The organism is Sorangium sp. So ce362 (assembly GCF_051519845.1).
Lineage (GTDB): Bacteria > Myxococcota_A > Polyangia > Polyangiales > Polyangiaceae > Sorangium.
This window is the reverse complement of record NZ_CP150332.1, coordinates 3,346,659-3,367,856: the sequence shown is the minus strand read 5'-3', so window position 1 is coordinate 3,367,856 and position 21,198 is coordinate 3,346,659. Positions and strand designations below refer to the sequence as shown.

The following is a 21,198-nucleotide window of genomic DNA, read 5'->3' as shown; positions in this document are numbered from 1 at the left end:
CCGCGGGGCGCTCGCCTTCCGAGCCGGGGATAGCCCCCGCCGCCCCCGGGGCAGCAGCCGATCACCACCGGCTGCTGCCAGGGCAGCAGCGGAGCCACCCACCGCTCCGCCACGCCGGCGACCGCACTGGCCCGATTCATGCATACGCCGACGGCGGCACCGGCGGGCTCCCGTCCCGCCCAGGACAACTCGGTGGAACCCAAGACCTCTCTGCAGCGCGCCCCCGGCGCTCCGGCGCTCCCGGACACGCCCTTCCGGTTCATCGTTCACTTCGTCGGTCGTTACCGCGCCTGGTATCTGGCGATGTTCGTGTTCGAGTCGGCCCACGCCTCGTTCGGGATCATGATCCCCTACGCCATCGGGCAGGTCATCAAGGGGGTGACCGAGACGTCGGGCGCCGGCCGGGCCGCGCTGAGCGGCCGGCTGCGCGACGCGCTGGCGCTGTTCGTCGCGCTCATCGCGGGCGAGTTCCTGTTCAGCCGCGTCGCGGGGCTCTGCCAGATCCTCGTCGGGCCGTGGCAGCGCCAGAACGTGACCCGCAACCTCTACGCGTACCTCCAGCACCACTCCCACCGATATTTCAGCAACAACTTCGCCGGGGCGCTCGCCCACCGCATCAGCGAGACGTCGATGGGGGTCTCGCAGACGCTGTGGGCCATCCTGTTCGACTTCTGGCCCATCGCCATCGTCTTCTCCGTCTCGATCGGCCTGCTCTACCGCGCTCACCCCGAGCTCGCGGCGCTCGTCTCGGTCTGGGCGGTGCTGTTCGTCGGCATCTCCTACTGGCTCGCGACCCGCTGCCAGCCGCACGCGGTGCGCGCCGCCGGCGCGCGGAGCGAGACGACGGGCAAGCTCGTCGACTCGGTCTCGAACCTCACGAGCGCGCGGCTCTTCGCCCGGCTCGGCTTCGAGCGCGAGTACCTGGACGAGCAGCTGGTCAGGGAGCTCCGGGCGGTGCGCCGGTCGAACTGGTACTCCGAGCGCGTGCGCTGGTTCCAGTTCGCGTCGGCCGCGCTGCTCAAGGTGGGGACGCTCTACTACGCGCTCAGGCTCTGGCAGCGCGGCGCCATCGGCGTCGCCGAGTTCGTCATGGCGACAAGCCTGTCGCTCCTCATCATCAACGAGGCGCGCAACCTCAGCCGCCGCTTCCTCGAGTTCTTCGAGTTCGTCGGCAACGTCGCGAACGGGGTGAACACCATCGTCCGCTCCCACGAGCTCGTCGACCGCCCCGAGGCCGTCGCGCCGAGCCTCGATCGCGGCCGGATCGAGCTCCGGAACGTGACCTTCGGCTACACGCCCGATCGCCCGATCTTCGAGGGCCTCGACGTGACGATCCCGCACGGCCAGCGCGTCGGGCTCGTCGGCTTCTCCGGCTCCGGCAAATCCACCTTCGTCAACCTCCTCCTGCGCCTCTACGACATCAACTCGGGTCAGATCCTGATCGACGGCGTGGACCTCCGCGACATGACGCAGGACGCGCTGCACGCGCAGCTCAGCCTGATCCCGCAGGACCCGAGCCTCTTCCACCGGACGCTCCTCGACAACATCCGCTACGGGCGCCTGGACGCGACCGAGGAGGAGGTCGTCGAGGCCGCGCGCAAGGCGCGCGCGCACGACTTCATCCTGCAGATGAAGGAGCACTATCGGTCCATGGTCGGCGAGCGCGGCGTCAAGCTCTCGGGCGGCCAGCGCCAGCGCATCGCCATCGCGCGCGTCATCCTGAAGGACGCGCCGATCCTGATCCTCGACGAGGCGACGTCGAGCCTCGACTCGATCACCGAGAAGGCCATCCAGGACACGCTCGACGGGGTCATGAAGGGCAAGACGGTGCTCGTCGTGGCCCACCGCCTCTCGACGATCGTCCACCTCGACCGCATCCTTGTGTTCGAGGACGGCCGGATCATCGAGGACGGCACCCACGCCGAGCTGCTCGCGCGGAACGGGGCCTACCAGCGGCTCTGGAGCAAGCAGTCGGACGGCTTCCTGGTGGAGAGCCCCACCGGGGAGCCGGCGCCGAGCGAGGCGCCGCCGAGCGAGGCGCCGGCTGTCCGCGTCCACGAGGCGCCGCGCCCGCAGCCGGCGGCCGGGAGCGCCGACGGACTACCGCTGTCCGTGCCCCTGAAGGCGTGGGAGGCTCCGCTCGTCTGAGCGGCGTCGGCCCGAGCAGGCCGGGAGCCACGGGCGCCTCGGGCGGGGCCGCGCCTCGGCCGTCGGCCTACCGCCTCCGCGCGCAAGTGGGATGGGCCGAGCTCACCTGAAGCTCCACGGCTGCGGCTGGTCCATCCGGGCCCGGAAGCCCTCCTCCCAGCGGACGAGCCGAGGCGTGAGCCACGCGACTCCGACGGCCAGAGCGACGCCGGCCACCACGTCGACCGCGTAGTGCCAGCGGAGGAGCATGGTGGAGATGATGATGTTCAGGGAGAAGAACGCGGCCACCACGGCCGGCCAGAAGAGGCGCCTGTCGGTGCGGGCGCGGTGGAACGTGTACAGGGCGAACCAGAGCGGCGCGGCCGTGTGCAGGGAGGGAAAGACATCCTTCATGGCGCCGCCGGCCTGCACGACGCTGCTCACACAGCCCCAGAAGAAGCCGCCGTCGAGCGGCCCCTGATAGAGGTGGCTCAGCGCCTGGATGGGACCGTAGGCGGGGACCGCCATGTAGCCGAGCTGGCCAATGCAGTAGACGAGCGAGGTGCCGACCGCGTACTCGGTCGTGCCGCGGCCGAGGCGGGCGACCCAGACCGCCAGCGCCATCGAGAGGAAGCAGATGAAGAAGTAGCTGAAGTAGAAGAAGGAGAACCACTCCACGACAGGACGCGTGTTGAAGCGCTCCATCCAGAGCGCCGGCTCGACCCGGAAGAGGAGGAGATCGAGGTGGAGGAGCTGCGCGTCGAGGCTGTCGCTCCGGACCGTCGGCAGGATGGTCCGGAGCGAGAGGTAGTTGAGGAGGAAGGCGCCGACGAGCGAGAGCCGGTAAACCACGCTCCGCAGCAGGCGAGGGACGAACGTCGCGCGGCGCACGAACACGCAGAGGGACACGAGCGCGGCGATGCCGGCCAGATTGCGGAGCACGCACTCCGCTCGCACCTCGCTCGGCGGCGCGCCGAGCAAGCAGACCGTCGTCACGACGAGGTAACCGATGAGGATCGCGTCCTGGAGGGCGAACATGGCGACCAGGCCGCGCAGCGCGTCCCTGAGGAGCGCCCCGGCGCGCTCGACGTCGACCAGGCCGCGGGAGCCGGCGTCCTTATCACAGTCCGTTGTAAGCCTCTCTTGCATACGGGAAGGTTCCAGGGATGGCATGGTGCGCGCGCGGGTCGCTTACGTCAGTTGGCGTCAGTTGGCGTCAGGTGCGTCCGTTGCGTCAGCTCGCTCTGTATCACGTGTGGCGTCGCCGTGACATCCGCGACGCGCCAGCAGCTCGGGGGAGCAACCCGGGGGCCACGCGGTCGTCGAGTTTTCGACGGGCTTGCTTCGCGCTGCGTGACAGCCGCAAGGCGCCGCCGCGCTCCGGCGCGTCGGCCCCGGCGCAGCCCATCGCCGCGGCGGCGCAGCCCACCACCGCCGCGGCGGGCCGCGTGCGCGTTCGCACGCGCAGGACGCCGCTTCGCGCGCGTGCGAACGCGGCGACGCAGCGGAGCAGCTGCTACGCGTCTCTCCCCCTTGCTCTCTCGCTTCCGGCGCCGCGCTGCCGAGCTCCGGAGCGCGCAGAATCTGCGCGACTGCGCGCTCCGCAGGATCTGCGCGCGTGCTGCACCCACCGCGCCAGTCGGAGACCGGTGATGGAGATCGTGAACAGCTCAATGACGTCTGGATCACCCCCGGTCGCGGCCACGCCGGCCTTCTCCCATCGGCCGACCAGCGCGAGCATCGAGGTGGACGGCGAGCCCCTGCCCCACGAGATCGTCAACGGCTCCTGATCGACCCCCGTGACGGCGGCGCTGTGCAGCAACCATGGTTTGAACAGGACAGGAGGGTGAGGGGGCTGATAAAACTCCGATTATTTCATGCATTACTTATTTATCGTCTTCATGTGAGATCTTTCCGAGCGAACGACCGCGCACCGCGACTGCGCGGCGCCGATGCGAGCCGATGGCCGGGCTCGTCTGCGCCTGAAGCGCGCTGAAGGTCCAACGAAATGCGCTGAGCTCGCGAGCTCGGGTTCATCCGCTCGTCGCGGCTCTCGGGGCGGATCGCACTGCGGACGAGGCGCGATGGCCCGCGCGCCCACGGCCGGTGAGGCAGTCTGCCGCGTGGCGGCTCCTTGGCTGGAAACCGGGTTCAGCCAGGCTGAGGAGCGCGCGGCGCAAGCTGAGCAGCGCAGGCCGGCGGCGGGATCGCGATCTGGGCCGCGACGCGCTTGCGCCCGCACGCAACCTTGTCGTTCGAGGCGGGCGGGACGCATCCTGGACACGCGCGAGCTCGCACGGAAATCCGGGGGCACCTCGCAGGATCTGCGTCGGAGGCGCCCAGTATCCATGGGTTCTTCTCCATGGCATCCACGTTGCAGTCACCCCTCCCCGCCGACATCGTTCAGCGGAGATCCGACGGGGCACGCCACCTGGGTTGCCCCGTGACGGTGCTGAGCGATGCGCCAGACACCAAGGAGACATCTCATGGCACAGCAACAAGGACAGAGCAGCAGTCGTGGGTTCGCGGCGATGGATCAGAAGCAGCAACGCTCGATCGCGAGCATGGGCGGCAAGGCCGCGCACGAGAAGGGCACGGCCCACGAGTTCAGCTCCGAGGAGGCGCGCGCGGCCGGCCGCAAGGGCGGCGCGACCGTGAGCCGGAACCGCGAGCACATGGCCGCGATCGGCCGCAAGGGTGGCGCGGCCGTGAGCCAGAACCGCGGGCACATGGCCCAGATCGGCCGCAAGGGCGGCGAGGCGCGGGGCGACGGCGCGAGCGACGCGAGCACCGCGCAGGGCGACGGCGAGGGCGAGCGCGAGCAGGGCGACGGCGACGAGCAGCACGTCGAGGCCGGCCCGCAGAGCCGCGCCCACTGATCCGCGCGGCGGCCCAGCGGACGCCGGCGCCCGGGTACGCGCGGCAGCTGGATTCACCAGCTGCTCGCGTGCACCGCCGCGATGCGGCGCCCGGAGCGCACGGCAGCGCCGCGCCCTCGATCGGATGCGTCAGGGCGAAAGGGTGACGAGGAAGACGTCGCCGTTGCCGCGATTGCGCGCGGGCGCGCTGTGCTCGAGGGCGGGGAGGCCTTCGCCGAGATCGAGCCGCTCGCCGAAGAAGAGGCCCGCCACGACCGTGTTCCCGCCGCCGGTGATCGCCTGAGCGGTGGTGTACGAGAAGAACTGATCCCGGTAGACATCGGACCAGAGCTCCTCGGAGAAGTCCGGGCTGAGCTTCGCGACGAACGCGTCGCCCGTGGCGGGCGCCCCGATCGAGACGGGCGCTCCGCCGAGCGCCAGCGACCTGGTGAAGTAGCCGCTCAGCACGTGGTTGCCCCAGGGATCCTGCGAGAAGCCCCAGACGAACTCGTCGCCCTCGGACAGGAACGCGCGCGCGGCGAGCGGCTCGCCCGCCGCGGCGTCGAGCCGGGCGACGTAGAGGTCGTATCCCGCCGCCTCGGTGTGCTCGACGTCGGTGGAGCCGACCCGGAACGCCGCCCCGTGGTTGCCAAGGACGACGGGATGGCCGTCGAGGCCCACGCTGACGAACTTCGCGTACTGCTCGCCGGCGGCGCCCAGCGGGCGCGCCCAGACCAGGCTGCCCGACGCCAGATCGAACCGGACGACGAGCCCGTCGATGCCGTAGATCGGCTCGACGCCGCCGCCGCCGGCGCCTCCGGCGCCGGAGGTCTCGCCGTCGACGGCGCTCTCCACGATCTGGCCGTCGATCTCGAGGATGCCGCCGAACGCGCCGGTCGCGTAGAGGGCCGAGTCGCTGACCGCGATGCTGCGGAAGCGCTGCCAGCTGTTCGCCGACCCGAATCGCCTGCTCCAGAGGTGGCCGCCGGCGGCGTCGAGCTTCGCGACGACGACGTTGGCGCTGCCGGTGCCCGTGAGCGCGGCCCCGGGATCCTCGCTGAAGTTGATGGCGCCGTCGACGATGCCGAGGACCACGATCTCGTCCTCCGCGGTGACGGCCACGGCCGTGGCGGACTGGCCGAGCGCGTCGCCGAAGCGCTTGCTGAAGAGGTGGTTGCCGTCGGGATCGAGCTTGGCGACGAAGAGGTCCCGCCCGCCGGCGCTCACGAGCGCCGTGCTCGGGTCCGCGCCGAAGTTGAGGGTCCCCTCGAACTCGCCGGCGACGAGGACGTTGCCGCTCGAGTCCGTGGCCACCGCGAGCGCGTTCTGTTCGGACCCGTCGCCGAAGCGCTTGCTCCAGACGTGGCCGCCCGCCGCATCGAGCTTCACCACGAAGATGTCGTGTTGGCCCTCGCTCACGAGGCGGTCGGCCTCGCCGCCGAAGTTGATCGCCGACTCGAAGCCGCCGACCAGGACGACATTCTCGTCCTGATCCGCCGCGATCGCCTCGACGCTCTCTTTCTTCTCCTCGCCGACGCCGAACCCCCAGAGGGCCTCTCCGAGGAACGCGGGAGGCTCGCCGCCGCCGCTGCCGCCCGCGCCGCCAGCGCCGCCGCTGCCGCCCGCGCCGCCGACGCCGCTCGGCCCGCCGGCGCCGCCCTCGCCGCTGCCGCCCGCGCCCCCTTGCCCGCCTTGCCCACCGGCGCCCCCTACGCCGCTTGGCCCGCCGGCGCCGCCCTCGCCGCTTCCGCCCTCGCCGCTGCCGCCGGCGCCGCCTTGCCCGCCGGCGCCGCCTTGCCCGCCGGCGCCACCTTGCCCGCCGGCGCCACCTTGCCCGCCGGCGCCACCTTGCCCGCCGGCGCCGCCTTGCCCGCCGGTGCCGCCCGCGCCGCCGTCACCGCCCTCGCCGCCGACGCCGCCCTCCCCGCCGGCACCCCCGGCGCTGCTCGATGACGCGGTGGTTCCGCCGCCAGGCTCCGAGTCGCAGCCGTCGCAGCCCAGGGGGAACCCCATGCTCGTCAGAAGAGCAATCTGGGCCACTCTCGTCACGATGTGCTCTCTCACTCATTCCTCCATGTCTCGACGAAGAACCCGCGCCGCGGGGCGTTCGGTGGAGCCGAGGATGGTCCGGTACCCATCGTTGTGGGGTGTCGAACGTCCTATCCGCTGTGTCGTGGAGCTGGAGTACGCGTGCCCGCCGATCGAATCAACAGCTGTCTCGGCGAAATCCGGGGCGACAACCTGCTACCTCTCGATTCCGCCTCCACAACACATCCCTTTTCCACAGCCCGCCCCGCCTCGACAGCGCGCCCGCGCGTCGCGCCCCACACAGGTGATCCGCTCCGGCGCGCGACAGGCACGTCCGCCCCGCGCGGTGCAGGTTTGTCTCATCGTGGCGGAATGCCTCACCGCGGGCGCGCGACAAGCGCGGCGACTCTGGGCGAGCGCGCCGTGCTGGAGCAGCGGGCGGTCGCGGTATGCGATCTGCATCGTCCAGCAGCCCGATGCAGACGGCTTGGCTTCAGCGCGCGACGATCCTCTGTGCGCTCGCGCTCTCCGCGTGCAGCGGCGACAAGAGCCGCGCCCGCGAGAGCGTCGGCGCCCCCGAGGGCGGCGTCGCGCCGCAGGCCTGTGCCGGCTTGACCCAGCACGCCTTGCTACCGTGCCTCCCCGGCGGCGACAGAGCACCACGCCTCGCGGGAGGCGGGCGAGACGACCGATCACCGAGACCGAGCGCCGGGATGCAGCCCTTGGCGTCCACACGCGGAGATTTTATGACGGATCGAGCCTGCGATAAGAACACCGCCTGGACCCACGCCGTTCTCCCCCCCATGGCCCCCCTCGCGACCGACCACACGGCGGACGTGTGCGTGGTGGGCGCCGGGATCGCCGGGCTGACGACGGCGTATCTCCTCGCGAAGGCCGGCAAGCGCGTCGTCGTCCTCGACAACGGCGCGGTCGGCGGGGGCGAGTCTGGCCTCACCACCGCGCACATCACCCACGCGCTCGACAGGCGCTGGGCCTCGCTCGCGAAGCTCCACGAGGTGAGCCGCCTGCGCCTCGCCGCGCGGAGCCACACGGCGGCCATCGACACCATCGAGCGCATCGTCAAGGAAGAGGAGATCGACTGCGATTTCCAGCGCGTCCACGGCTATCTCTTCGCGGCCCCGGGGTCGCCCTCGATGACGCTCCGCGACGAGATCGAGGCCGCGCACCGCGCCGGGCTCGGCTCGACCCATTACGTCGACCGGGCCCCGCTGCTCGATTTCGACACGGGCCCCGCCGTCTGTTTCCCCGATCAGGCGCAGTTTCATATCCGCAGGTACCTCGCAGGGCTCTCGCGGGCGATCGAGCGCGACGGCGGCAAGCTCTACACGCTGGCGCACGTGGTCGACGTCGACGAGGACGCGTTGCCCCACGAGGTCGTCGTCAGGACGGCGCGGGGCCTCGAGGTGATCGCGAGCGAGGCGGTGCTCGCCACGAGCTCCCCCTTCATCCCGCGCATCAGCGTGCACATGAAGCAGGCCGGATACAGGACCTACGTCATCGGCCTGCGCATGCCCCGGGACGCCGTCCCGCCGGGCCTCTACTGGGACACGGCCGAGCCGTTCCATTATGTCCGCCTGGCCAACGTCGACGGCGCCGACGGCCCGGACGAGGTGCTCATCGTCGGCGGAGAGGACCACAAGACAGGCCAGGCCAGCGACGCAGACCAGCGCTACGCGCGGCTCGAGGCGTGGGCGAGAGAGCGCTTCACGCAGGCCGGCGAGGTGCTGCACCGCTGGTCCGGCGAGGTGATGGAGACGGTCGACGGGCTCGCGTACATCGGCCGCGTCAAGAGGGACTCGAGGATCCTGATCGCCACGGGCGACTGCGGCAACGGCATGACGCACGGGACGATCGCCGGGCTCGTGATCTCGGACCTCGTGCAAGACCGGGAGAACCGGATGGCGTCGCTCTTCGATCCCTCGCGCGTCAACCTGAGCCTGGCCGCGGTCTCCGAGCTCGTGAAGGAGAACGTCAATGTCGCCTGCCAGTACGCCTCGTGGCTCGGCAAGGGCGATGTCGGCGACGTGGCGCAGATCGCGCCGGGCACCGGCGCCGTCGTGCGCAGGGGCCTGAAGAAGCTCGCCGTCTATCGCGATCCGCAGGGGCAGATCCACGAGAGGTCGGCCATGTGCTCCCACCTCGGCGGCATCGTGTCGTGGAACCCCGCGGAGCGCAGCTGGGACTGCCGCTGTCACGGCGCCCGGTTCGACGCCATGGGCCGCGTCCTCCGCGGGCCGGCGACGGCCGATCTCGCGCCGGTCGCGCCGGTCGAGGCGCCCGCCGGCGCCGGAGACTCCGTGGCGCCGCCGAGGGCGCCGGAGGTCGTCGCCGTCCCGGTGACGGCCGTGAGCCTGCCCGAGAATCGCCCGGCCAGCTGATCGGCGGGCGCGCGACGCACGACACAGGATGAGCGCGCCACGAATGCTTGAGCGCGTCATGAGAGATTGCGCGTGATACGCGGGCGAGGGCGCAGTTGACCCCCGCGCGAGCCGCATGCGATCATGACCAGGTGGTCCGGGACGGTTCCCGGCAGCTTGGTGATGAGATGAAATTGCTGCGCCCTCGTGCCTCCCGCGCCGCAGGCATGGCCCTGGCTGTCCTCTCGGTCGCCGGGGCGCTTCCGGCGTGGGCCGAGCCCTCGGCGGCCGATCGACAGACAGCGCGGACGCTCCTCATCGAGGGGCGCAAGAAGCGCGACGCGGGGGACGTCGCGGCCGCCCGCGCCGACTTCCAGGCCGCCCACGCGCTCATGCGCGTCCCCACGACGGGGCTCGACCTGGCGCGCGCCGACAAGGCGCTGGGCCGCCTGCTCGAGGCCCGGGAGACGGCGTACGAGGTCGTCCACCTGCCCCTCGGGAAGGACGAGCCCCAGGCGTTCACGCAGGCGCGGGCGGCGGCCGCGGCCATGGTCGAGCAGCTCGACGCGCGCATTCCGTCGCTCGTGCTGCGCGTCGAGGGCGCGTCGCTGGACCAGCTCGATGCGCAGGTGGACGGCCAGCCGATCCCCCGCGCGGCGCTCCCCTACCCGCGCAAGCTCAACCCCGGTCGCCACGAGGTGGTGGTGGCGGCGCCCGGCTTCCAGACGGAGCGGCGCGAGATCACGCTGAAGGAGGCGGAGCGCGCGCCGGTGGAGGTCCGCATCGCCCTCGTCCCCGGGCGCGGGGCCGAGCCGGAGGCCGCCGGGGGTGGCGGGCAGCCGCCGCCCGGAGGCGCGCCGCCGGAGCCCCGCGCGCCCGTGCCGATGTGGGCCTGGGCGGCGGGCGGCGTGGGCCTCGCGGCGCTCGCGGGGAGCGCGGCGTTCGCGATCGACCACGCGGCCGCGCGCGACAAGGTCGAGAAGGACTGCCCCGGGTCCGTGTGCGATCGGCGCGCCCACGACCTCGAGAGCATGGAGGCGCTCCGGGCGCGGTGGAACCGGAGCCTCGGGCTGTCGTTGACGCTCGGCGCGGTCGGCCTCGCCGGCGTCGGCGCGGCGCTCGGCGGCATCCTGCTGCGGCCCAGGACGGGCGACGAGCGGGCGGCGGCGTCGCTCGTGCCGCTCTTGACCCCCACGACGCAGGGCGTGGTGTGGCGGGGAGCGTTCTGATGTCAATGTCAAACTACGCCATCATTGCAATCACGACTGTGCTCGGCGGCGTGGTGCTCGGCGGCGCAGCGCTCGGTTGCGCGCCGGACCTCAGCCTCTCGGCCGCGACGGGCTCGGGGGGCTCCGGGGGTGCCGGAGGCTCCGGGGGTGAGGGCGGCCGCGCGCCGCAGTCGGGCGGCGAGGTGCAGTGGGCGCGCGCGCTCGGGGGCGACGGGGAGCAGGCCGGGGCGAGCGTGGCCGTCGCGGACGACCGCAGCGCGGCGCTCCTCGGCCGGCTCACGGCGGCGGAGGGCGTGGCCCTCGACGACGAGCGCGTGACGCCGATCGGCGTGGAGAACGTCTTCTGGGCGCGGCTCGCGGCGAGCGACGGGGCGGGGCTCGGGCTGAAGCGGTTCGGGGCGTTCGATCCGCAGATCGTGAACGGGCTCGCGACGGACGGGAACGAGGGCCTCCTTGTCGCGGGCGAGTTCTCCGGCAAGCTGGAGTTCGGCGGCGCGCCGCGGACGAGCGCCGGCGGGCGGGACGGCTACGTCGCGCGGCTCGACGCCGAGGGGCGGGAGCTGTGGCTGCAGCCGCTCGGGGGCATCGGCTTCCAGGCGGCGACGGGCGTGGCGGCGAGCGCGACGGGGCGCATCGTCGTGGCCGGCCGCTTCTCCGGCGCGCTGAGCCTCGGCAAGGACCGGCTCCAGAGCGCCGGCGGCAGCGACGTGTTCGTGGCGAGCCTCGAGGCCGACGGGACGCCGCTCTGGAGCGAGCGGTTCGGCGACGGCTTCGATCAGCAGGCGCGCGCGGTCGCGATGGACGATCTCGGCAACGCGATCGTGGTCGGGGACTTCGCCGGGACGCTCGACCTCGGCGGCGATCCGCTGAAAAGCGCGGGGGATCTCGACGTGTTCGTGGCGAGCTTCGACGCGCTCGGCAAGCACCGCTGGAGCAGACGCTTCGGCGACGCGGCGCTGCAGCGGGCCAGGGCGGTGGCGGTGGACGGCGCGGGCAACGTGATCGTGGGCGGGGAGTTCGCCGGGGCGATCGACCTCGGCGGGGGCCCGCGGGTGGCCGGAGCGCGCGCGGCGGTGTTCGTGGCCAAGCTCGATGCCAGGGGCGAGCACCTCTACAGCCGGGTCATCGGCGAGGAGGGCGCGACGCTGGGCCAGCTGCTCGTCGACGGGACGGGGGACGTGCTCGTGGCGGGCGGGTTCCGCGGGGAGGCGTCGCTCGCGGAGGGGCCCGTGACGAGCGCGGGAGACGACGACGTGTTCGTGGCCAAGCTCGATCCGGAGGGCGGCTACCGGTGGAGCCACCGTTTCGGCGGGGCGGGCGCGGACCGGGCGACGGGGGTGGCCATCGACCGGGAGAGGCAGGTGTTCGTCACGGGGGCGTTCACCGGCGAGGTGATGTTCGGGGAGAAGCAGCTCGAGGGCGGCGCGGGGACGGACGTGTTCGTGGCCAAGCTGTCGCCGTGAAGCGGCTGTCGCCAGGAAGGATGGAGGCGCGATGAAACGTGCGGGGACAAGGGGCGTGCGGTCGCGCGGGCGGCGGCTGGCGATGGGGCTCACGGCGGGCGTGATCGGGCTGATCTTGCCGGTCGCGGGGTGGGCGGGGGTGGATGCAGATTCTGACGGGATCGCCGATCCGAACGACAACTGCCCGTCTGTATTCAATCCGGACCAGCAGAACACCGACGGAGACGAATTCGGCGATGCCTGCGACAACTGTCCTGTCACGGTGAACCCGGACCAGGGCGATGCGGAGGGGGACGGCACCGGCGACAGCTGCGACGACGATGACGACAACGACGGTGTCATCGACGCTGACGACAACTGCCCTTTCGCGGCGAACGCCGACCAGGCGGACACCGATGGTAACGACATCGGAGATGTCTGTGAGTCCGGGGACGACGACGGCGACGGCATCGCGAACGACGTCGACAACTGCCCCTTCGTGGCGAACCCGCGCCAGGAGGACAGGGACGACGACAAGGTCGGCGACGTCTGCGACAACTGCCCCGCGACGCGCAATCCGCACCAGGAGGACGGCGACGGCGACGGCATCGGCGACTTCTGCGAGCCCGACGTCGACGCCGACGGCGACGGGCTCGTCAACGCCGAGGACAACTGCCCTGCGGATCGGAACCCGGACCAGGAGAACACGGACGGCGACAGCCTCGGGGACGCCTGCGATCCGGACAGCGACGACGACGGCCAAGACGACGAGGAGGACAACTGCCCCGTCGACTCCAACATCTTCCAGGAAGACACGGACGGCGACGGCATCGGCGACGCCTGCGAGGAAGACGACGACAACGACGGCATCGCGGACGAGCGCGACAACTGCCCGCACGTCTCGAACCAGGATCAGTCCGACGGCGACGCCGACGGCCGCGGCGACGCCTGCGATTTCGACGCCGAAGCCGACATCGACGGCGACGGCATCCCGAACGACGTCGACAACTGCCCGGAGGTCCCGAACCCCGATCAGACGGACGCCGACGATGACGGCGTGGGCAACGCCTGCGCGGACGGCGACGGCGACGGCCTGACCGACGCGGCGGACAACTGCGACGAGGAGCACAACCCCGATCAGGCCGACAGCGACGGGGACGGGCAGGGCGACGCCTGCGACGAGGACGACGACAACGACGGCGTGCCCGACGCGGCGGACAACTGCGGCGCCGTCCCGAACGCCGATCAGGCCGACGGCGATGACGACGATCTGGGCGACGCCTGCGACGTCGATGACGCGGACGACGACGATGACGGCGTCCCGGACGGCGACGACAACTGCCCGCTCACGGCCAACGCGGATCAAGCGGACGGCGACGCCGATGGGCTCGGCGACGTCTGCGACGGAAGCGGCGGCGTGGGCGGCGGCGGGACGGGCGGCGGCGGGACCACTGCGCCGGAGGTCTCGTCCGGCTTCGTCTGCGCGATGCAGCGAGGCGACGGCAGCGGCGGTGCGCTCGTCGGCCTCGTGACGCTCCTCGCCGGCGCGCTGGGCCTCGGCTCCCGCCGGCGTCGCGGTCGGGCGGCGTGAGCGCCGTCGCGCGCGGCACGGCCGCGCAGCTGCGCCAGGAGCCCTGAAGGGCTGTCGGCGCGCGGCACGGCAGCTCCGTCCCATGGACACGAGGGCGAGAAGGTAGGAGTTACGCTAACACCGTATCATCCACGCTCGTTCCTGGTTTTCTGAGAGAAGAAGCCATAGAGGCACAGAGGACACAGAGGAGAGAACAAGGAAACTCTGTGTCCTCTGTGCCTCTGTGATTCAAATTCCTCCCTATTGCACGACAAGGAAGAGGGGAGCGACGCGAGCGCCCGCTCGGTGGCTACCTGGGAATGGCTGCAAGCACGGGGTGGGTTATCACCCATCACCCCACGCCGGTTCCGGGCGGGCTTCGCTATTATCTCGGTCCGCGCATTTTCCTGAGCTGTGACGTCGCGTCGGTGTAACTGCTCCGACTGAACGCGCCGGTACGCCCGCTGCGCAGCCCGTGCTGCGAGCGGGGGCGGCTTGAGCCACCTTTGGAGACACCATGCGCCTTGCTCTCCCGCTCTCTCTTTCATTGCTGATGACCACGCTGTTCGGAGTTTCCTTGGGCGCCGGCTGCAGCGACAGCGCCGTGGATGGCGCCGCCCCGTCCGGGGGCGCAGGCGCAGGGGACAGCGGCGGAGGCGCCGCGAGCGGCGGCGGCAGCGCGAGCGGCGGCGGCAGCGCGAGCAGCGGCGGCAGCGCGAGCGGCGGCGGCGGGGCCGGGGCCGGCACGGGCGCCGCGGGCGGCGGAGGCGTCGCGCTCCCGACGAGCATCGTGAAGTGCCAGGGCAAGGTGTACCAGTGCGGGGATCTCATCGACAACGATGAGGACGGGCTCCTCGACGCGCAGGATCCGGACTGCCTCGGCCCGTGCGACAACACCGAGGACAGCTACTACGGCGGGATCCCCGGCCAGGCAGGGCCGGCGTGCACCGTCGATTGCTATTTCGACCAGGACTCCGGGGCCGGCAACGACGATTGCCACTGGAACCATCAGTGCGATCCGAACGAGGTCGCGCCCGGATATCACCCGGAGTCGAGCAACGGGGCGATGTGCGCCTATGATTCTGCGGCCTCGACGCCGGGCGCCCAGGGCAGGAGCTGCAGCCAGCTCAAGATGGCGCAGTCCGATCTCTGCCACGACGTCTGCGGTCCGCTCACGCCGAACGGCTGCGACTGCTTCGGTTGCTGCGAGCTGCCGGCAGGCAGCGGGGAGTATGTCTGGCTCGGCTCCGACGCCGACGGCACCGGCGAAGGCTCGTGCTCGCGCGACGGCATCTCCGACCCGAGCCGCTGCGAGCCGTGCATGCCCGTGGACGCCTGCCTCAACGACTGCGGCCGCTGCGAGCTGTGCCTCGGCAAGGACACGCTGCCCGCCGACTGCTTCGAGGCCGGCACCGGCGCCGGCGGCGCGGCCGGGACCGGCGGCAGCGGGACCGGCGGCGGCGCGGCCGGGACCGGCGGCAGCGGGACCGGCGGCGACAGCGGAGGCCAGTGCGCGCCGGATGTGCAGCCGTGCGGGCTCGCCGGCCAGGAGCCTTGTGACGCGTACCACTACTGCATCACCGGCTGCTGCCAGCCCATCGTGAACTAGCGATCGCATCGCCCACGATCATCCCTGGTTTCGTGAGCGAGGACGCAGCGCTGAACGCCCGCGAGCTGAGAAGTTGTGCCTGCGGTGACGACACAGGGTTTGAAAGGAGACGAGTCAATGGGGATGCGCTCGATGGCTGTTGGGATGCTCTGCGCCGTGACGGCGATGGGGTGTGGCGGCGACGACGAGGATCAGCCGAAGAGCTGCTCGGTGGCCGAGCAGACGGGGTGCACCGCGCCGCAGGTGTGCGAGGAGGTGGAGGGCGCCGAGCCCGCCTGCTTCGAGCCGGTGACGCTGAAGGGCCGCGTCTACAACTCGCTCGACGACAAGGGCATCGCGGGCGCGCGCGTGCTCGCGCGGGACCCGAACGACGCCGTGATCTCCCGGGTGGCGATCACGGGGGCCGACGGCAGCTACGAGCTCGCCGTGCCGGCGCGGCGCGACGCGAGCGGGGCTCCGGTCAAGACCGATGTCACGCTGCGCGCCGACGCGCTCGCTCACGAGACCTTCCCGAAGGCGCCGCGGGTCGCGTTGCCCATCGACCTCTCGACCGCGTCGGGCAAGCCGCTCGCCGTCGCGTCGGCGGCCACCGAGATCGCGCTGTTGCCGCTGCCGGACAGCGAGGGGCTCGGCTCCATCTCCGGGGTCGTCCTCGCCGACCAGCCCGGCGGGACGCTGCTCGTCGCGGGCGGCGCCACCGGCGCGGCCGATCTCGACGGCAGCTACACGATCTTCAACGTGGCCGCGGGCGAGGTCACGGTGAAAGGCTATGGCGCCGGCCTCGCGCTCGACACGGCGAGCGCGACCGTCAGCGCGGGCAAGGAGACGACCGGCGTCGATCTGCACGCCACGGGAGACGCCACGGCGATCGTGAGCGGCAAGGTCGAGATCGTGAATGCGTCCGGCGGGAGCGTGACCTCGGTCATCCTGGTCGTGGCCGATACGTTCGATGAGAGGACCGCCCGCGGCGAGACCCCGCGCGGGCTCCGGCAGGGCAACGTGACCGGCGAGTTCTCGATCGCCGGGGTGCCTGACGGCGACTACGTGATCCTCGCCGCGTTCGAGAACGACGCGCTCGTGCGGGATCCTGACACGTCGATCGGCGGGACCGAGATCGTGCGCATCACGGTCTCCGGCGAGGACCACCCTGTCCAGGAGTCGTTCAAGGTGACCGGCGCGCTCGCCGTCGTCTCGCCCGGCGCGAGCTCGCTCGACGAGGTGAGCGGGGCACCGACGTTCGTCTTCGAGGACGACTCCAGCGAAGATCTCTACGAGGTGACGCTGTTCGACGCGCTCGGGGCGAAGATCTGGGAGAACCTCGAGGTGCCCAGGGTGTCGGGGAGCAAGAACGTCTCTGTCGCGTACGACGGTCCAGCGCTGGACCCGGGGATGATCTATCAGTTCAGGGCCACCTCGAAGAAGGACGGCACGCCCATCTCGCAGACCGAGGACCTGAAGGGGGTCTTCCTCTACCAGTGATCGCGGGGGCGCGCGCGGCGCGGGGGCGCGGGGGGCGCCGCCTTCAGCAGCGACGGCGGCGGGCGCGGCGCGCGTTGCCGAGCGAAAGGAGGAGGCCGAAGAGCGCGAGCGCGCGGGAGGTGCCCGACGCGTGCCCCGCCTCGCCGCCCACGGCGGCAACCGTGCAGTTGAAGCTGAAGCAGCACCTGCACGCCCCCGGCGGCGCTCCTCCCTCGGCGTGGTCTCCTCCCCCTGCCCCGCCCGCCGCATCCCGGCCTCCGCCGTCGCCGCCCGCTCCGCTGGCCTCGGCGCCGCCACCATCGCCGGCGCCCTCTCCCCCGGCTGCGGCCATGCCGCCGCCGCCTCCCGTGCCGCCGCTCGCGCCGCTGCCGCCAGGTCCTGCGCTGCCGCCGCTCGCGCCGCCGCCGCCGCCGCTCGCGCCGCCGCCGCCGCCGCTCGCGCCGCCGCCGCCGCCGCTCGCGCCGCCACCACCGCCGCTCGCGCCGCCGCCACCGCCGCTCGCGCCGCCGCCACCACCGCCGCTCGCGCCGCCGCCACCGCCGCTCGCGCCGCCGCCACCACCGCCGCTCGCGCCGCCACCACCGCCGCTCGCGCCGCCGCCGCTCGCGCCGCCGCCACCACCGTCGCTCGCGCCGCCGCCGCTCGCGCTGCCGCCGCCACCGCCGCTCGCGCCGCCGCCCACTCCTGCGTTGCCGCCCTCGCCTGCGCCGCTGCCCCCGGTCCCTTCAATGGGGGTGTCCGGCGACGTGATCGGTAGATTGCGGCAGCCGAAGAGCGGGTGGCACTCGTCCGTGGTCGTCAGATCCCCATCATCGCAGTCGAGGGGGATGTCGCTCACGCAGTTCCCTTCGAAGCAAAGCTCGATGCCATTGCAGAGATCGAAGTCGTCGCAGATGACCCCGTCCGGCAGGATCACGTCCGCGGAGCAGCGCCCGGCGCCGTCGCAGTACTCCCCGGGATCGCAGGGCGAGCTCGCGATGCGGCAGAGCACCGTCGTCGGCTCGGCGGCGCACAGCGCCGAGCAGCAGTCGCCGTCAAGGAGGTTGCCGTCGTCGCACGATTCACCCCGCCCGAGCACGCCGTCCCCGCAGATCGCGGGCCTCACCGTGAAGACGGTCGGATCGGCCGCGCCGGCGAACAGGGGCTCGTCGGTCAGCACGCTCGACTCGTTGACCCCGTCCGAGTCGGCGTCGAAGGAGAGCGTGCCCTGGTTCGTGATGACGAGCCCCTCGGTGAGCGGCCGGATCGTCGCTTGCATCGTGAGGATCACCCACTCCCCGGGCACGACTTCTCCGTCCCAGCCGATCGTGTTGGTCACGGGGTCGGACGTGACCGCGCCCTCGTCCGCGACCGCACCCTGCAGCAGGAGCTCCGGCGGGAGCACGTCCACGAACTCGAACCCTGCATTGTTGCGCTGTGCGCGGCCGCCCGTGTTGTTGATGAGCAACGTGTAGACGACCTCCCCGCCGGCGGTGCGCTCGCTGAGCACGGTCAGGAAGCCGATCAGGCGCGTCGGCACGGAGACGGTCGTGTGCGTCTCGCCCTCGTTGTTCTCCGGCGCCGGATCGTGCTCGCTCGCGGCGACCTCCGCCTTGCCGTCGATCTCGAGGGCGACCGCGGGCGGGGTGAGCGCGGGCGCGACCAGGGTGACCGCGATCGACGAGCTCTCCCCCGCGGCGAGCGACGCGCGCCGGCACACGAGCCGCTCGGTGGTCGGGTTGCACGTCCAGCCGGTCCCGGAGGCGCTGGCGAAGCTCGCCCCGGACGGCAGGACGTGCGTCACGACGAGGTCGCTCGCGTCGCCCGGCCCCTCGTTGGAGACGCCGATCGTCGTGACGAACTGCGCGCCGGGCGACACCGGATCCGGCGCATCCGCCAGCGTGATGGCGAGATCCGCCCCGCAGGTCCCGGACGCGACCGGCACCGCCGCGAGCACGACGTTGTCGATCGCGACGCCGCACGGCCCGGGACGCCCGATGTCCGTGCAGACCAGGCTGTCGTCCTGCGTGTAGTCGAAGCGGAGCTGGACGGTCCGCCCGCGCAGCCCCGCGCCAGGGAAGCGGATCGACACGCGCTTGCTCCCGCCGGAGCTGCCGGACCAGACCGAGTGATCCCCGAAGTAGCCCGGGTCGTCCCGGGCGGGCAGGTGCTTGGGGAAGTGGTGGCTCGCGCCGGTCATGATCCGCTCGGCGAACGCCTCGGCGAGGACCGCCCGCGGCGCGGCGCCGGGCGTGAGATCCTCCAGGCGCAAGGTCAGGCCGTCGAACGCCTGGACGAGCCTGTGCGGATCGTCCTCCAGCTCGTAGATGAGATCGAAGTCGAGCGTGACATGGGATTCCCCGGGGCTCTCCGGGATCGTCACGGCGGGAGACACCAGCGCGACGTGCGACGTCGCCGGCTCCTCGTCGTGAAATGCCGCGTTGTTGTCGGGCGTCAGCGTCCGCGCGACGACCCACGGCGCGGCGGAGGCCGGTCCGCCGTCGCGCACCGACTGCCAGCCGGAGGGCAGCGCGGGCGCGCTCGCGGCGTCGAAGTCCTCGCGGAGCAGGACGTCCGCGGCGCCCGGCACGCCCGTCTCGAGCTCGATGGGCAGCGCGATCGAGCCCTGAGCGGAGCGCACCGTGAGCGTCAGCTCGATAGGCGATCCCGGGGTGAAGTCCCGGGCCGTGGTGAGGAGGAACGGCGCGTCGCTGGCGGCGACGCGGAGCGGCTCGAGATCGGGGTAGGTCGCGCTCGCCCTCACGACGGTCACGGAGGGCGTCTCCGTGGCGAGCGTGGCCGTGATCTCGGAGAGGGTCGTCCTGCCGGAGACCGGGTTGGCGACGTAGTTCTCCAGGTAAACGCCGACCTCGATGAGCTCTCCCGGATCGATGCGCTCGTTCGCGAGGGCGCCGCACGCCGTATCCGCGACCCGGGTGCCGGCGGCGCGCAGCGGCGCGACGCGCGCGAACTCGTCCAGGACATCGAGGTAAACGTTCGGCGCGATCATGGAGGTCGACGTCGGCTGTCCCTCATCGAACCGCGGTGGGGCGGCCGTCATGCTGAAGACGCTGTAGAGCTCGCCGCCGAGCGCCACGCCGCCGATGCGCTCGCCGAGGTTCTGCCGCGAGGCGTCGTTGCCGTGGCCCGCGTGAAACGGGCGGTCCGAGATCGGCGCCGGCGGGCTCCAGGAGGCGCCTTGATCGCTCGACGCGGTGTGCATGATCTCGGTGAGGTCGCCCGAGCCGGCGACATCCTGGTCGTAATAGACGACGTGCGCGGTGCCGGTCGATCGGTCGACGGCGACCCAGGGGAAGAACTGGGCTCGATCGCGCCCCGGATCGCTGTTGAGGAGGACGGCGCTGCCGACGGCGCACCGTTCCGTGAAGGAGCGCAGGGCGATGTCGCCCGTCCCCCGGTCGCCGCTCCGCTGATAGACGACGTAGACCTGCCGCGTGACCTGGTCGATGTCGATCGACGGGGAGCTCCTTGCGTGGTCGACGCCGAGGACCTGGTCTTCAGGGGGGTAGCTTGTCGCGTCGAGGAGGACGAGCGGTTCCCAGGTGGCGCCTCCGTCGGTCGAGCGGCGGCATCCGAGGTTGCGCAGCGAGGTCCCGGGCTCCATGGAGCGGAAGACGGCATAGACGACCGAATCCCGGTCGGTCGTCCCGGCGAGGATGCGCGCGCCCGGCCCGTCGAGATCGCCGCCGGCCGGCGCCTGCGCGAGCACGGCCGCGGGCGACCAGGTCAGGCCGAGGTCGTCGGAGTGGCTGTAGAGGATCCTCGGCGGCGCGCCGCCGCGCTGGACCCAGGTGACGGACAGGCGCCCGGTCGCCCCGTTGACGTCGATGGAGGCCTGCTCGGCGCTCTCCCCAGCGACGAACGTGGGAGTGACCTCCACCGGCGCGGACCACGAGGTCCCGGCCGCGCTGCCGGGGTTCGAGCCATGGATGCAGAGGCCCTGGAGGCCATCGGCCGGGCGAGCGTAGGTGGAGACGCTGATGAACACGTCGCGGCCCGGATCGTGGACGACGCGGGGCGCGCCGAGCACCTGGCCGCCGGGGACCGAGGGCAGCGCGCGCTCGCCGTTCGGGCCGACCACCTCGGCGAAGGTCCTGCCCCCGTCGGCGGATCGCGCAACCCCGGACAGGCTGAGCGGGCTCGCGAGCGCGCCGCGCGGATCGGTGTAGGTCGCGACGAGGATGCTCGCGTCCGCGTTCGCGGCGATCGTCGCCTGGTTCTGGGCTCCGAGCGCGTCGGGGGAATGCACGGCGCGGTCCGCGCTCGCGGCGATCGCGAGCCGAGCTGCGCCGGACGCCTCCAGTTCGTCGCTGCCGCAACCCACGCCGGCGGTGAGCAGCCCCCCACCGAGCAACCAAGCGACCCTGCGTCGCGCGCGCATAAGCACCTCCGAACCGAGATAGATGCCGCGAGCTCGCAGGACGTGCCGATTTCCCCGACATCGCACGGTCCGTCCAGCGGCGCGGCCCGATGCGCTG

Annotated in this window: 11 protein-coding genes; 8 read left to right on the top strand and 3 right to left on the bottom strand. The window is 72.2% G+C overall.

The annotated features are described in order from the left end of the window. Positions 1-138: 138 nt before the first annotated feature. Positions 139-2,148, top strand: a complete 2,010-nt coding sequence (locus tag WMF17_RS13340; protein ID WP_437649739.1) for an ABC transporter ATP-binding protein — start codon at positions 139-141, stop codon at positions 2,146-2,148. A 102-nt stretch (positions 2,149-2,250) separates the two neighbouring features. On the opposite strand, the gene WMF17_RS13335 is transcribed toward WMF17_RS13340, so the two are convergent. Beyond that, positions 2,251-3,276 (bottom strand): phosphatase PAP2 family protein, encoded by a 1,026-nt coding sequence (locus WMF17_RS13335; RefSeq protein WP_437602422.1) that lies wholly within the window; start codon positions 3,274-3,276, stop codon positions 2,251-2,253. A gap of 1,337 nt (positions 3,277-4,613) precedes the next feature. Between WMF17_RS13335 and WMF17_RS13330 the strand changes: the two genes are divergently transcribed. Further along, on the top strand, positions 4,614-5,006 hold the full coding sequence (locus tag WMF17_RS13330) for a KGG domain-containing protein (RefSeq protein WP_437649737.1): 393 nt from the start codon (positions 4,614-4,616) through the stop codon (positions 5,004-5,006). A gap of 129 nt (positions 5,007-5,135) precedes the next feature. Here the strand turns inward: WMF17_RS13330 and WMF17_RS13325 are convergent, their stop codons facing one another. Then, positions 5,136-6,998 carry a PE-PGRS family protein gene (locus WMF17_RS13325; protein WP_437649735.1) on the bottom strand — a complete coding sequence of 621 codons (1,863 nt, stop codon included), beginning with the start codon at positions 6,996-6,998 and terminating at the stop codon, positions 5,136-5,138. A gap of 761 nt (positions 6,999-7,759) precedes the next feature. Between WMF17_RS13325 and WMF17_RS13320 the strand changes: the two genes are divergently transcribed. The 6 genes from WMF17_RS13320 (at position 7,760) to WMF17_RS13295 (ending at position 16,720) form a co-directional block, all read left to right on the top strand. Continuing rightward, positions 7,760-9,412: an FAD-dependent oxidoreductase gene (locus WMF17_RS13320; protein WP_437602419.1), complete on the top strand. Its 1,653-nt coding sequence runs from the start codon at positions 7,760-7,762 to the stop codon at positions 9,410-9,412. Positions 9,413-9,618: 206 nt separating this feature from the next. Then, on the top strand, positions 9,619-10,620 hold the full coding sequence (locus WMF17_RS13315) for a hypothetical protein (RefSeq protein WP_437649733.1): 1,002 nt from the start codon (positions 9,619-9,621) through the stop codon (positions 10,618-10,620). Next, positions 10,620-12,083 (top strand): hypothetical protein, encoded by a 1,464-nt coding sequence (locus WMF17_RS13310; protein ID WP_437649731.1) that lies wholly within the window; start codon positions 10,620-10,622, stop codon positions 12,081-12,083. Before WMF17_RS13315 ends, WMF17_RS13310 begins: the two co-directional genes overlap by 1 nt. Positions 12,084-12,114: 31 nt before the next feature. Further along, a complete protein-coding gene (locus WMF17_RS13305) occupies positions 12,115-13,653 on the top strand; it encodes a thrombospondin type 3 repeat-containing protein (protein WP_437649729.1) in 1,539 nt (512 codons plus the stop codon). 532 nt (positions 13,654-14,185) lie between these two features. Continuing rightward, positions 14,186-15,241, top strand: a complete 1,056-nt coding sequence (locus WMF17_RS13300; protein ID WP_437649727.1) for a hypothetical protein — start codon at positions 14,186-14,188, stop codon at positions 15,239-15,241. Positions 15,242-15,373: 132 nt separating this feature from the next. Continuing rightward, on the top strand, positions 15,374-16,720 hold the full coding sequence (locus WMF17_RS13295; protein ID WP_437602414.1) for a hypothetical protein: 1,347 nt from the start codon (positions 15,374-15,376) through the stop codon (positions 16,718-16,720). A gap of 43 nt (positions 16,721-16,763) precedes the next feature. Here WMF17_RS13295 and WMF17_RS13290 read toward each other — a convergent pair whose 3' ends face one another. Then, the gene (locus tag WMF17_RS13290; protein WP_437649725.1) at positions 16,764-21,101 is read right to left on the bottom strand and encodes a hypothetical protein; all 4,338 of its coding nucleotides are present in this window, start codon (positions 21,099-21,101) and stop codon (positions 16,764-16,766) included. Positions 21,102-21,198: the final 97 nt, after the last annotated feature.

What these genes read in the sequence shown, in the direction of transcription:
- WMF17_RS13325 (WP_437649735.1), bottom strand. Translation starts at nt 6,998, where the DNA reads ATGGGGTTCCCCCTGGGCTGCGACGGCTGCGACTCGGAGCCTGGCGGC.
- WMF17_RS13305 (WP_437649729.1), top strand. Translation starts at nt 12,115, where the DNA reads ATGAAACGTGCGGGGACAAGGGGCGTGCGGTCGCGCGGGCGGCGGCTG.
- WMF17_RS13330 (WP_437649737.1), top strand. Translation starts at nt 4,614, where the DNA reads ATGGCACAGCAACAAGGACAGAGCAGCAGTCGTGGGTTCGCGGCGATG.
- WMF17_RS13300 (WP_437649727.1), top strand. Translation starts at nt 14,186, where the DNA reads ATGACCACGCTGTTCGGAGTTTCCTTGGGCGCCGGCTGCAGCGACAGC.
- WMF17_RS13340 (WP_437649739.1), top strand. Translation starts at nt 139, where the DNA reads ATGCATACGCCGACGGCGGCACCGGCGGGCTCCCGTCCCGCCCAGGAC.
- WMF17_RS13320 (WP_437602419.1), top strand. Translation starts at nt 7,760, where the DNA reads ATGACGGATCGAGCCTGCGATAAGAACACCGCCTGGACCCACGCCGTT.
- WMF17_RS13315 (WP_437649733.1), top strand. Translation starts at nt 9,619, where the DNA reads ATGGCCCTGGCTGTCCTCTCGGTCGCCGGGGCGCTTCCGGCGTGGGCC.
- WMF17_RS13290 (WP_437649725.1), bottom strand. Translation starts at nt 21,101, where the DNA reads ATGCGCGCGCGACGCAGGGTCGCTTGGTTGCTCGGTGGGGGGCTGCTC.
- WMF17_RS13335 (WP_437602422.1), bottom strand. Translation starts at nt 3,276, where the DNA reads ATGCAAGAGAGGCTTACAACGGACTGTGATAAGGACGCCGGCTCCCGC.
- WMF17_RS13295 (WP_437602414.1), top strand. Translation starts at nt 15,374, where the DNA reads ATGGCTGTTGGGATGCTCTGCGCCGTGACGGCGATGGGGTGTGGCGGC.
- WMF17_RS13310 (WP_437649731.1), top strand. Translation starts at nt 10,620, where the DNA reads ATGTCAATGTCAAACTACGCCATCATTGCAATCACGACTGTGCTCGGC.